Below are 12,498 nucleotides of genomic sequence, written 5' to 3'. Positions count from 1 at the left end.
ATCAATGCGCCGGCGTCAACGTCGCCGTGCGGTGACGATAGAGCGCGAACGTCGCGAGCAGCGCGCACACCGCGGCGAAGCTCATCCAGTAGCCCGGCGCGGCCTTGTCGTGCGTCATGTGAATGAGCCCGGTCGAGATGGCCGGCGTGAAGCCGCCGAACACGGCCGTCGCGAGGCTGTACGCGAGCGAGAAGCCCGCGACGCGCACCTGCACCGGCATCACTTCGGTGAGCGCGACGACCATCGCGCCGTTGTAGATCCCGTACATGAACGACAGCCAGAGCAGGACGAGCAGCATGTTGACGAACGACGGCGCGTGCGCGAGGAACGACAGCGCCGGATAGGCGGTCGCGACGGTGAGCATCGTCATGCCGACCAGCAGGGGCCGACGGCCGATCCGGTCGGACAGCGCTCCGCCGATCGGCAGCCACACGAAGTTCGACACGCCGACGCAGAGCGTCACGAGCAGGCTGTCGGCGGTGCTCAGGTGCAGCACGGTCTTGCCGAAGGTCGGCGCGTAGACGGTGATCAGATAGAAGCTCGTGGTGGTCATCGCGACCAGCATCATGCCGGCGATCACGACGCCCCAGTTCTGGACCAGCGTACCGAACACTTCCTTCATGCCCGGACGATGCTTGCGGGCCTTGAACTCCTGGGTTTCCTCCAGGTTGCGGCGCAGCATGAAGATGAACGGCACGATCATGCAGCCGACGAAGAACGGCACGCGCCATCCCCAGGCGCCGATCTGCGAGGCGCTCAGCCACTGATTGAGCGCGAAGCCGAGGGCCGCCGCGATGACGATCGCCACCTGCTGGCTGGCCGACTGCCAGCTCGTGAAGAAGCCCTTGCGGCCGGGCGTCGCCAGTTCGGCGAGATAGACCGACACGCCGCCCAGTTCGGCGCCCGCGGAGAAGCCCTGCAGCAGCCGGCCGATCAGCACGAGCACGGGCGCGAGCAGCCCGATCGTCGCGTAGCCGGGCACGAACGCGATCAGGATGGTGCCGCTCGCCATGATCGACAGCGTGACGATCAGGCCCTTGCGGCGGCCGACCTCGTCGATGTACGCACCCAGCACGATCGCGCCGAGCGGACGCATCAGGAAGCCGGCGCCGAACACGGCGAAGGTCATCATCAGCGACGCGAATTCGCTTTGCGCGGGGAAGAAGACGTTGGCGATCTGCGTGGCGTAGAAGCCGAACAGGAAGAAGTCGAACTGCTCGAGAAAGTTGCCGGCCGTGACGCGAAAGATCGCGGCGGCCTTCGAGCGTTCGGCCGGAAGGCGGGACGAGGGGTGCATCTGGGTGTCTCCTGAAAATCCTGGAATACGCGGGAGGGGCTGATCGATTGTCGTTTTCCGGCATGTTGGCGCGGTATCGATCAAACGATAAGTGCGATTTTCGGAACGATTGATGCAATCCGGTTATCAATCGAAAGCGATCCGCGCGGGTCCGGACAGTGAGCGGGCCGTATCGCCGCATGGCCGCACACGTTTGCGTCGCCGCGCTAGGCCGATCCCGTCGACGGGCGGTCATTTCGGCCTCGATTTTTTGTTAACCGTGCCGTTAACCCGGATTGGACCCGCGCCGGCGCAGTGCAGCCGGCATCTCAAAACGAGCGCGAGCATGCCCGCATTCACTTCGATCGAGAAAATCGCCGACTGGGCCGGACGCAACCCGTTCGTCGTCGGCGCGTTGGGCACGTTGATGTCGCTCGCGGCGCTCGGGATCAGCGCGGTGACGCTGTGGGTCGCGCGCAGCGAAGTCATCGAGCACGCGCACGAGACGTCGCGCAACGTCGCGGCCGTGCTCGCGAGCCAGATCTCGAGGACGGTCGAAACGTCGAACACCGCGCTGGTCGCGCTGGCGGCCGATCTCGGCAAGCCGGCCGTGCAGCGCATGGACGCCGGGCTGCGGCACGACCTGCTGTTCGAGCGCACCGCGGCGCAATACATGACCGGCATGGGCGTGACCGACAGCCGCGGCCGGCTGATCGACGGATGCTGCGGCACCACCCATCGCTGGGACTTCGGCGATCGCGACTACTTCAAGGTCCATCGCGATGCGGACAACGTCGGGCTCTACGTCTCCCAGCCCTATCGCGCGCGCTCGCGCGGCGGCAAGGAATCCATCGCGCTGTCGCGGCGCATCGAGCGGGCGGATCATACGTTCGACGGGATCGCGGTCGTCGCCGTCGATCTCGCCTACTTCGAGCAGCTGCTGTCCCGCCTCGATGTCGGGCCGAACGGGGTCAGCGCGATCGTGCGCGCGGACGGCACGATCCTCGCGAGAAACCCGTCGTTGAACGACAGCCAGATGAACCTGCTGCGTCGCTCGAAATCCTTCAAGCGGATGGTGGACAGCGACTCGGGCTTCTATCCCGCGCGTTCGAGCATCGACGGCGTCGTGCGGTTGTATACCTACCAGCGGATACCGGGCACCCCGCTGATCGCGGTCGTCGCGCCGGCCGAAGACGACGTGCTGGCCGGCATCCGGCGGCTGTCGTGGACGGTCGGCGTGTCGGCGTCCGTGATCGGCGCGTCGTTCTGCGCGGTGGTCTGGCTGCTGGCCTTCGCGTTGCGCGACAACTTCCGCAAGCAGACGCTGCTGACCGACCTCACGCGTACCGATCCGTTGACCGGCCTGCGCAATCGTCGCGCGCTCGATACCGCGCTGGCCGACGAATGGGAGCGGCTGCAGCGCGGCAGCGGCGGCACCCTGTCGGTGCTGTTCATCGACGCCGATCACTTCAAGCAGTACAACGACCGGCACGGGCACGCGCAGGGCGACACCGCGCTGCGCTTTCTCGCCGAGTGCATCCGCGCGCATACGCGGCGGCGCGGCGACCTCGCCGCGCGCTACGGCGGCGAGGAATTCGTCGTGGTGTTGCCCGACACGGATGAAAACGGCGCAGCGCAGGTCGCCGAAGCGATTCGCCGCGAAGTCGAACGCAACCGGCTCGTCGGGTTTGCGGAAACCGTGCCGCCTTTCACCGTCAGCATCGGCTGCGCGACCGGTCGGCGCGCGCGGCATGCTTCCATGCTCACGCTGTCGCACCAGGCGGACATGGCGCTCTACCGCGCCAAGCGCGAAGGCAGGAACCGCGTGTGCTGCGCGCAGACGGACCCGGTGTGAAGGCCCCGGTTCGATCGGGATGGGTGGCGGCACACGCGGCTGCCGATCGCGACGGCCTCACGCTCGGGACATCGTGGTGAGTGTGGCCGTGGCCGTTTCACTGCCCGGGTTCGATATACGCGGCCAGTTCTTCCGGCTCACCAGACGGAAACGCGTTCTTCAGGTGATCGAGAAACGCGGAAACGCGCGCGCTCAATAATCGCCTGGACGGATACAGCGCCCACAGGGCGATATCGGAATCCGGCACGTCGCCCCAACGGACGAGCGTGCCGGCGGCCAGGTCACGGCCCACGAGCGATATCGGCAGGCACGCGGCCCCCAGGCCGAGGCGGACCGTATCGCGCACCATGCTCAGCGACGACAGTTGCGCCACCGGTTCGATCGGGATGCGCGCCGTCCCGGCCGGGCCCGTGACCTCCCATGCCGTGCGCGTGTCGTTCGCGCCGCGCACCACGGCCGGTGCGGATGCCGGTGCGTCGCCGCCCGGCCGCGCCAGCTCGGGTTTCGCGACGACGACCAGCCGGTCGCGCAGGATCACGCGCCCGATCAGGCTCTCGTCGGGGTCCGGGTTCACGCGAATCACGAGGTCGTACCCTTCCTCGATCATGTCGACGGGCCGGTCCTCGGTCGTCACCTCCAGCCGGACGTCCGGGTATCGCAGCGCGAACGTCGCCACCAGCTTCCCCATCGCGAACTGGGAAAACAGCATCGGCGCGCTGATGCGCAGCCGGCCGCGCGGCCGCTCGCTCCCCGCCGCGATCGCCGACGCGCTGTCGGCCAGCTCCGCGAGCAGCGCGCCCGTGCGCTCATAGAGCGCGCGCCCTTCCTGCGTGAGCTTCACGCCGCGCGAGCCGCGCTCGAACAGGCGCAGCGACAGGCTGTTCTCCAGTTCCGCGACGCGGCGCGACAGCGTCGCCTTCGGGCGATCCGCGACCCGCGCGGCCTCCCCGAAGCTGCCATGGCGGGCGACGAGGTTGAAATCGGCGAGAGCGAGCAGGTCCATGTGTTCCACCAGTGAGACGACATGTCTATTTATCACACCTTCCGGATCGTATGTGGATCACTTAACTTAGGTAGGCAGTCAACCCGACCATTACCTCAGGAGTGAACATCATGACCATTCTCGTTACCGGCGCCACCGGCCGTATCGGCCGCCAGCTCGTCCGTCAACTCGTCGATCGCGGCGCCGACGTGCGCGTGCTCGTGCGCGATCCGGCCAAGGCCGATTTTCCGGCGGCCGTGACCGTCGCACAGGGCGACATGCTCGACGTCGACGCGCTGCGGGCCGCCTTCTCCGGCGTGCGCACGCTGTTCCTGCTCAACGGCGTCGCGGGCGACGAATTCACGCAGGCGTTGATCGCGCTGAACCTCGCCCGCGAAGCGGGTGTCGAGCGCGTCGTCTATCTGTCGGTCCTGCACGCCGACCGCTTCGTGAACGTGCCGCACTTCGCGGTGAAATCCGGCGCGGAGCGGATGATCGAGCAGACGGGCTTCAGCGCGACGATCCTGCGGGCGTCGTATTTCATGGACAACGACGCGATGGTCAAGGACGTGATCGTCGGGCACGGCGTGTACCCGATTCCGATCGGCGGCAAGGGCGTCGCGATGATCGACGTGCGCGACATCGCGGAAGTCGCGGCCATCGAGTTGATTCGCCGCAACGATGCGCCGGCCACGCTGCCGGTCGATACCATTAACCTGGTCGGACCCGACACGCTGACCGGCGCGCAGCTGGCGTCGATCTGGTCGGACACGCTCGGCCGCCCGGTTGCCTATGGCGGCGACGATCCCACGCCGTTCGAAGACAATTTCGCGAAATTCATGCCGAAATGGATGGCGTACGAAATGCGGCTGATGGCTGAACGTTATGTCAGCGACGGGATGGTGCCGGAGGCCGGCGACGTCGAGCGGCTGACCGCGATTCTCGGCCGCCCGCTGCGGACGTATCGCGACTTCGTAGCAGCGCTCGTGCGTTGAGGGCGTTGAGGGCGATGCGCTCGATGCGGCGCGTTCATGCGCTGGGCGGCTGTGCCAGCGCTCGCACGCGGTGGAACCGGCGTCGAGCGTGGCCGGTCCGCCGCGACCGCCATGCTGCTGCCGGCGACGGCGACCACGCGATGGCGACGCGGCGCGCGCGGCGGATTGCGCGGCATTCGGACGTCGAGCAGCGAAGTGCCGCCGTCCATATGATCGGCTTTCCCTGCATGCCGACGATCGGCAGCCTGCCGGTTTCGAGCCCGACTGCGTACACCAGCCCACTGGAGACGAGATGACCTTGCCTGCCCTTCCGTTTGCCGAATCGTTCGACCTCGAAGCCGCCTTCGCCGACGTATCCGAATACTGGTCGCCGAAGGTCGTCGCGCAGGTCAACGATCAGTACGTGAAGGTCGCGAAAGTACGCGGCCAGCTCGTGTGGCACGACCATGCGCACGAAGACGAGCTGTTCTTCGTCGTGCGCGGCCACCTCAGGATCGAGTACGAAGGCGGCCGCGTCGCCGACGTGCCCGCCGGCTCGATGCACGTCGTGCCGCGCGCCACGCAGCACAATCCGGTCGCCGACGACGAATGCTGGATCGTGCTGATCGAGCCCGTGCAGACCCGGCACACCGGCGACGTCCAGTCACCGCTGACCCGCACGATCGACGAGCAACTGGGTCGGGCGCGCTGAGTTCGTCGGGCGCGGCGGTGGCCGAGGGTTACAACATCGCCTGGCTGACCAGCGCGTACAGCCCGACTATCGGGTCGGCCGCGCCCTCGTGTGCCGCAGCCGGCGCGTTGCGAACCATCTTCGAACAGGTATCCACCTGCTTCAGTCCCTGTTCGCTCAGCCACTCCGGCAAACTGCTCCCGTCAGGCACATCGATACGCACGAATTCGCCGTCTCGTTTCGTCAGCCAATAGCCGATCAGCGCCTTCGCATGCGCATCGTCGTTCGAACGCGGCGCGGCCACCGGGCCGATCACGTAACCGCGACCGAAACGCCGCAGCACCGAGAACCCGACGATCTCGCCGTCGCGTTCGAGCACGACGCTTTCTCCCCGCGTCTGCAACGCGGACAACAGCGCTTCGCGCTCGAGGCCGGACGCACGCGCGTCGAGTTCGATCAGGCGCGGCCAGTCGGCCGGCGACCCGGCACGCAGCCGCTCACCATCGGGTACGACGACCGCGGCAGGCTGCTCCACGTTCCCCTGATATTGGTCCAGCGAGCCGCATACGTTGAATCCGAGTTTCTCGTAGAGCGGCCGACCAGCCGGCGTCGCGTGCAGAAACGTGATGCGCGGCCCCAGTTCGTCGAGCAGCGTCTCCATCAGTTTGCGGCCGATGCCTCGACCCTGATGCGCGTCGGAGACGATCACATGCCCGATCGCCGCGCGATCCGCACCGTACTTCCAGCACATCGCCGTGCCGATGACCTCGCCGTTTTCCTCGGCCGCGAACGCGACCGACGTTTCCGCGGAAAACTGCCAGTCTTCCGCCCGGAACGGCCAGCGAAGCGCCATGGAAAGGGCATGGGCGGCGGGGACGTCCGCCGCGGTGAATCTGCGGTAGTGAAGCGCCGACGTCGCGTCGGCATCGTTCATTTCGTGTTCCTGTTGCATCAAGCAGTCCTTCCAAACGGTGTTGTTTTGCAATGAGGCACGCAAGCAAAAATGCTCACATCGAGGAGGCGACAAATCGACATTTGTGTCCCGATGCTCGCGATGCCCGACCTCCCCGGTTGGCGCGTGCGCCCGTCAACCGGTTTCCACGCCGCTTCTCCGCATCACGCCGATCGCGTGAAGTAATGCTGCGCCAACGCGACCCAATACCGGACGCCGGCCGGAATGATGTCGTCGTTGAAGTCGTATTTCGGGTGATGCAGCGCCGGCGAGGCCGCGCCGTCCTGCGCATTGCCGATCAGCACGTACGCGCCCGGCCGCTCCTCCAGCATGAAGCCGAAGTCTTCGGACGTCATGTTCGGCGGCACGTCGCGGTCGACGCGCGCGTCGCCGAACGTGTCGCGAATCACCGCTTCGCACAGCGCCGTCTCGGCCGGCGTGTTGACCGTCGCCGGGTAGTACTGGAAAAACTCCACGTCGACCTGCGCGCCATAGGCGCCCGCGAGCCCCTCGCACGCGAGCCGGACGTCGCGCTGCAGCTTCTGCTGCAACGCCGACGACAGCGTGCGGATCGTGCCGCGCAGCTCGGCGGTGTCGGGAATCACGTTATCCGTCGTGCCCGCATGGAACATGCAGACGGAAATGACCGCCGGGTCCACCGGATCCTTGTGCCGCGCGGCGATGGTCTGACACTGCAGCACCATCGAGCACGCGAGCGGCACCGGATCGATGCCCAGATGCGGCTGCGCCGCGTGCGCGCCCTTGCCCGTCACCGTGATCCTGAAACGCGAGCCCGCGGCCATGATCGGGCCGGTGCGCAATCCGAAATGCCCGGCCGGCAACCCGGGCCAGTTGTGCATGCCGAATACCGCTTCCGTCGGGTATTGCTCGAACAGCCCGTCGTCGATCATCTTGCGCGCGCCCGCGCCGCCCTCTTCGCCCGGTTGAAACACGAAATGCACGGTGCCCGGCAACTGCGGCAGTTCCTTCAGCACGCGCGCGGCGCCGAGCAACATCACGGTATGGCCGTCATGGCCGCACGCATGCATGATCCCGTGCGTGCACGACGCATGCGCGAAGTCGTTGGCTTCGTGGATCGGCAATGCGTCCAGATCGGCGCGCAGCACGATGCCGCGGCGCGGGTCCGCGCCGGGCAGGCTCGCGACGACGCCCGTGCCGCCCAGCCCGCGCGACACCGCATAGCCGAGTGCCTCGAGCTCGCGAGCGACGACGTCGGCCGTGCGGTGTTCTTCGAATCGCAACTCGGGATGCGCATGCAGGTCGCGGCGCAGCTTCGCCCAGTGCGCATGATGCGCTTGCAACGACGGCTCGGGGATGACGGGGTTGTCCAATTTCGGCACCTTCGGAAAGTAGCGGGCTTCCAGCTGTACTGTCGGCGCGCGTCGCGCGCGGCGGCTGCGTCAGTCGTAGAAGCCGAGAATCGACTTGACCTCCATATACTCCTCCATCCCTTCGATCCCGTACTCGCGGCCGTTGCCCGACTGCTTGTATCCGCCGAACGGCGCCTGCGGATCCCATGCCGGGTAGTTCAGATGCACCTGCCCCGCCCGGATGCGCCCGGCCACCGCGCGTACGCGTTCCTTGTCGGTGCCCTGCACGTGCGCGCCGAGCCCGTAGACCGTATCGTTCGCGATCGCGATCGCTTCTTCGACGGTGTCGTAAGGCAGGATCGCGAGGACCGGGCCGAAGATCTCCTGCTGCGCGATCCCCATGTCGGTGCGCACCTCGGAGAAAATCGTCGGCCGCGCATAAAAGCCGCGGTCGAAGCCCGCGGGCCGGCCGGGGCCGCCCGCGATCAGCTTCGCGCGTTCGTCGATGCCCACGTCGATCATCTGCGCGACCCGCCCGAACTGCGCGCGATTGGCCAGCGGCCCGTGCGTCGTGGCCTCGTCGAACGGATCGCCGACCACGAGCGTTTGCGCCACCGCGACGGCCAGTTCCTCGACCGCGCCGAGCACGGCGCGCGGCACGATCATGCGGGTCGGCGCGCTGCACGATTGCCCCATGTTGCGGAACGCGGCGGCCACGCCCGGCGGGATCGCACGCGACAGGTCCGCATCCGGCAACACGAGGTTCGGCGACTTGCCGCCGAGCTCCTGCGCGACGCGCTTGACGGTCGTTGCCGCCGCCTGCGCGACGAGCACGCCGGCACGCGTCGATCCGGTGATCGACACCATGTCGACCTCCGGGTGCGACGAAAACGCCGCGCCCACCGTTTCGCCGCTGCCGCTCACGAGATTGAATACGCTGGCGGGCACGCCCGCATCGGCGACCACTTCCGCGAACAGCAGCGCGCTGAGCGGCGACAACTCGCTTGGCTTCAGCACGACCGTGCAGCCGGCCGCGAGCGCCGGCCCGACCTTCGCGGTGATCTGATAGATCGGCCAGTTCCACGGCGTGATCAGCGCGCACACGCCGATCGGCTCGCGCGCGACCGCCGTCGTCCCGCGCCGTTCGACGAACGGGTAATGCGCGAGGTTGTCGCGTGCGACGCGGATGTGTTCGGCCGCGAGCGGCACGTGCGCGCCGCGTGCATAGCCGATCGGCGCGCCCATCTCCAGCGCGAGCGCGGTGGCGAACAACTCGGCGCGCTCCAGCATCAGCGCATGGATGCGGTCGAGCAGCGCGGCGCGTTCCTGCGGTGACGTCGCGGACCAGCGTTCGAACGCATTGCGTGCGGCCTGCACCGCGCGGTCGGCGTCGCGCGCGCTGCCGAGCGGGATCTCGCACAACGTGTCCTCGGTGGACGGGCTGACGACCGCGAACCGGTCGCCGCCGTCGGGCAACACCCAGTCGCCGTCGATGAAGAAACGATCGAGCCTGCCGGCTTGCATCAGGTGAACAACAGGGGAATTCATTGAAGAGTGTCCTTGAGTCGATACCAGGCGCCGACGAACGGCAGGAACCAGGGTTTGCCGAAGTGGCCCGGAATCGCGGGCCAGTCGAAACGGGCGAGCTGCTCGCGAATGGCTCCGACGTATCGAGCCAGTAGGAACTGAAACGCATCAGGCACTCCCAAGCTGCCGCACCGCACCGTGCTGCCAGGCCGACGAACGTTCGCGTGCGAGCGAGATCGAAGTGCCTCGTCCAAAGACTGCCCCCTCGTCCGCGCGACGGCCCTGCATTAAAAATCCGCGACCTTGCCCCATGCGGACTCGCTGAACCGGCCGGGCCGGTACGGCGTGGGGTCCACGAACGGCTCTACACCGGACGCGAGATCCGCGATCAGATGCCCGGCTCCCGGCCCGATCCCGAAGCCGTGCCCCGAAAACCCCGCCGCGAGAATCAGCCCCGGCACGCCCGGCACTTCGCCGATGCCCGGCACGCCGTCCGGCGTACTGTCGACGAAGCCGGCCCACGCGTGCGTGATCTTCGCTTCGCGCAGTTCGGGCAGCAGTTCGGCCGCGCGGCGGTACGTTTCGGCGACCGTCGGCATGTCGGGCTTCGGATCGAGAATGCGCACCGCTTCCATCGGCGTCGGCGCATCGAGGCGCCAGCGCTTCAGCGTTTCATGGCCGCCGCGCACGCCTTCGAGGCCGCCCGGCAGCAGGTTGCGCCAGCGCTTCGCGAACATCGGCACGAATTGCGGCGCGAAGCGCAGGAACTGCGGCGTCAGGTCCACGCGCGCGCGGCCGCTGATCGCCAACGCGTAGCGTCCGTCGCTGCGGCGCGTCATCGACACGCCGGACGTGTACATCGCATCCGGCAGCGGCGTGTCGACGGGCGACACGCTGAGGATCGACTGACGGATCGACGCCTGCGGAAACCGGATGCCGAGCTGGCGGCAGAACGACGACGCCCATGCGCCGCCGGCCATCACGGCCGTTCGCGTCTTGATGACGCCGGCCTCGGTGACGACGCCGGCGACACGGCCGCCTTCCAACTCGATGCCGCGCGCCGCGCAGTGCTGGTGGACGCTGCCGCCCAGCTTGATCAGCGCGGCGGCCACGGCCGGCGCGGCCTTGCCTGGATCGGCCGTGCCGTCGGTCGGCGAAAACACGCCGCCTTTCCACTGCCGCCCGGTCGCCCGTCCGCGCTCGGCGGCCTGCTTGCTGTCGAGCATGTACGTGGTCACACCGGCGGTCTTCGCGAATTCGCCCCAGCTGGCCCAGCGGGACAGCTCGGCCTCGTCATTGCTGAGATACAGCAGCCCGCAGCGATGAAAGCCCGTGTCTTCACCGGATTCGGCGGCGAATCGTTCCCACAGATCGATGCTCTTGCTTGCCATCGGCAACTCGCGTGCATCGCGGTTCTGCTGCCGGCACCAGCCCCAGTTGCGGCTCGACTGTTCGGCCCCGATGCGCCCCTTCTCGACGAGCGCGACCGACAGCCCGCGCCGGGCCAGATAGTAGGCGGTGAAGACGCCGATGATGCCGCCGCCGATCACGACGACGTCGGCCGCGGCCGGCGGCGTGGACAAGGTTTCGATATGGCGCAGCGGAGGGGACATGCTCAGTCTCGTTCGGTGGAGGGTTTGACGTTCTGCATCACGTAGAACTTCGCGACGCGTTCGCTGCTTTCCCACCCGATCGACGCGCCGCGCGGCACGAACAGCGCATCGCCGGTGCCGAGCGACTGCACGCTGCCGTCGGGCGCCGCGAACCGGACGCCGCCGTCCAGCAGGAACATGAACTCGTTCGCGCGATGCGGCCGGACGATCCGGTGATACGGCGTCGAATCCCACGTGCCCGCGCAGTAGCCGGCGCCGTCGTCGGTGAACACGTTGTCGCTGCGGCATTGCGGCGCGGGGCCGAGCAGCACCTCGGCCGGCAGCGTGGCGGAGGGCTTGAAGTCCGCGTCGGCGTACAGCGCAAAGAGGCCTTGTTTCGTCGGTGTCTCGCACGCTGCCGAGCAGAACGTCAGCAGCACGGGCGATGGCGCGGCGATGCGCAGCGCGGTGCCGCAGCCGATCACGGCGCCTTGCCGCGGGCCGAGCACCAGCGGCGCGGCCCCGGCCGCTTCGAGCGTCAGCTCGCCTTCGACGACGACGAGGGTTTCGATGTGCGGAAAGCTCGACACGTCCAGCTCGCCCGCGAAAACGATCCGCCCCGCGGCCATCGCGTCGGGGCCTTCCCATGCAATCTCGCGATGCGACGCGAACGGATCGCTCGCGCCGAACGCCTGCTTGCTGAAGGCGGTGGAAGACGGTGCGCCGTCGGCCCGGTGCAACACGAAAACTGCGGTCATTTCTGCTCCTGTGCAGTGCGTGACGGACTGCTTCAACGTCGTCACGCGATATCGGAAATCGTCGTTCGCCGGCTCTGCTGCCGGAAAATCCTCAGCGGCGTATGTCGTCCATGCGTGCGATCACGCCGCATGACACGACGACGCATCGTGGCGTTCGGCGCGCAGGCGCGTCGATGGCGTTCGCACCGGCGCACCGCCCGTTCGGGCGACCACGTAATCGCGCGGCGTGATCCCGAGCGCGCGCCGGAAGTGCCGGCACAGATGGCTCTGATCGAAGAAGCCGACGTCAGTCGCGACGACCGACGGCGCGAGACCGGCGCGCAACAGGTCCTGCGCCCGCCGTATCCGCACGAGACACAGATACCGGTGCGGCGACAGCCCGGTTTCGCTGCGAAAGCGCGCGGTGAAACGCGACACGCTCAACCCGGCCACCGCCGCGAGCGTGTCGAGGTTCAGCGGCTGCGCGAACGACGCGTCGATCGTGCGCAGCACGTCGCCGATCGCCGGCGATACGGGCCGCGCGACACGCGGCGAGCCAACGAATTGCACTGTCATGTCGA

11 protein-coding genes are annotated in these 12,498 nt (G+C 67.8%); 3 read left to right on the top strand and 8 right to left on the bottom strand.

Translation table 11 applies throughout. The features are described 5' to 3' along the window. Position 1: 1 nt before the first annotated feature. The gene (locus HWX14_RS25395; RefSeq protein ID WP_175885106.1) at positions 2 to 1,297 is read right to left on the bottom strand and encodes an MFS transporter; all 1,296 of its coding nucleotides are present in this window, start codon (positions 1,295 to 1,297) and stop codon (positions 2 to 4) included. A 325-nt stretch (positions 1,298 to 1,622) separates the two neighbouring features. Between HWX14_RS25395 and HWX14_RS25390 the strand changes: the two genes are divergently transcribed. Continuing rightward, complete coding sequence (locus HWX14_RS25390) at positions 1,623 to 3,131, top strand: GGDEF domain-containing protein (protein WP_175885105.1); 1,509 nt, start codon at positions 1,623 to 1,625, stop codon at positions 3,129 to 3,131. Between the two features lie 97 nt (positions 3,132 to 3,228). Here HWX14_RS25390 and HWX14_RS25385 read toward each other — a convergent pair whose 3' ends face one another. After that, positions 3,229 to 4,134 (bottom strand): LysR family transcriptional regulator, encoded by a 906-nt coding sequence (locus HWX14_RS25385; protein ID WP_175885104.1) that lies wholly within the window; start codon positions 4,132 to 4,134, stop codon positions 3,229 to 3,231. A 110-nt stretch (positions 4,135 to 4,244) separates the two neighbouring features. Here HWX14_RS25385 and HWX14_RS25380 point away from each other — a divergent pair, with 110 nt between their 5' ends. Together HWX14_RS25380 and HWX14_RS25375 are read left to right on the top strand one after the other, a co-directional pair. Then, the gene (locus HWX14_RS25380; RefSeq protein WP_175885103.1) at positions 4,245 to 5,108 is read left to right on the top strand and encodes an NmrA/HSCARG family protein; all 864 of its coding nucleotides are present in this window, start codon (positions 4,245 to 4,247) and stop codon (positions 5,106 to 5,108) included. Between the two features lie 292 nt (positions 5,109 to 5,400). Then, on the top strand, positions 5,401 to 5,799 hold the full coding sequence (locus tag HWX14_RS25375) for a cupin domain-containing protein (RefSeq protein ID WP_175885102.1): 399 nt from the start codon (positions 5,401 to 5,403) through the stop codon (positions 5,797 to 5,799). A gap of 28 nt (positions 5,800 to 5,827) precedes the next feature. Here HWX14_RS25375 and HWX14_RS25370 read toward each other — a convergent pair whose 3' ends face one another. The 6 genes from HWX14_RS25370 to HWX14_RS25345 all read right to left on the bottom strand — a co-directional run bounded on the left by HWX14_RS25370 (position 5,828) and on the right by HWX14_RS25345 (position 12,493). Beyond that, the gene (locus HWX14_RS25370) at positions 5,828 to 6,730 is read right to left on the bottom strand and encodes a GNAT family N-acetyltransferase (RefSeq protein ID WP_175885568.1); all 903 of its coding nucleotides are present in this window, start codon (positions 6,728 to 6,730) and stop codon (positions 5,828 to 5,830) included. Positions 6,731 to 6,894: 164 nt separating this feature from the next. Continuing rightward, the gene (locus tag HWX14_RS25365) at positions 6,895 to 8,082 is read right to left on the bottom strand and encodes a M20 aminoacylase family protein (RefSeq protein ID WP_175885101.1); all 1,188 of its coding nucleotides are present in this window, start codon (positions 8,080 to 8,082) and stop codon (positions 6,895 to 6,897) included. A 69-nt stretch (positions 8,083 to 8,151) separates the two neighbouring features. Then, the gene (locus HWX14_RS25360; RefSeq protein WP_175885100.1) at positions 8,152 to 9,609 is read right to left on the bottom strand and encodes an aldehyde dehydrogenase family protein; all 1,458 of its coding nucleotides are present in this window, start codon (positions 9,607 to 9,609) and stop codon (positions 8,152 to 8,154) included. A gap of 266 nt (positions 9,610 to 9,875) precedes the next feature. Next, on the bottom strand, positions 9,876 to 11,201 hold the full coding sequence (locus HWX14_RS25355) for an FAD-binding oxidoreductase (RefSeq protein WP_175885099.1): 1,326 nt from the start codon (positions 11,199 to 11,201) through the stop codon (positions 9,876 to 9,878). Between the two features lie 2 nt (positions 11,202 to 11,203). Then, complete coding sequence (locus tag HWX14_RS25350; protein WP_175885098.1) at positions 11,204 to 11,938, bottom strand: cupin domain-containing protein; 735 nt, start codon at positions 11,936 to 11,938, stop codon at positions 11,204 to 11,206. A 120-nt stretch (positions 11,939 to 12,058) separates the two neighbouring features. Further along, complete coding sequence (locus tag HWX14_RS25345) at positions 12,059 to 12,493, bottom strand: AraC family transcriptional regulator (RefSeq protein ID WP_175885097.1); 435 nt, start codon at positions 12,491 to 12,493, stop codon at positions 12,059 to 12,061. Positions 12,494 to 12,498: the final 5 nt, after the last annotated feature.

The sequence above is a fragment of the Burkholderia sp. BCC0044 genome (genome assembly GCF_902832955.1).
Lineage (GTDB): Bacteria > Pseudomonadota > Gammaproteobacteria > Burkholderiales > Burkholderiaceae > Burkholderia.
The sequence above is the reverse complement of the archived record's forward strand: the minus strand, read 5'-3'. Positions and strand labels throughout refer to the sequence as shown.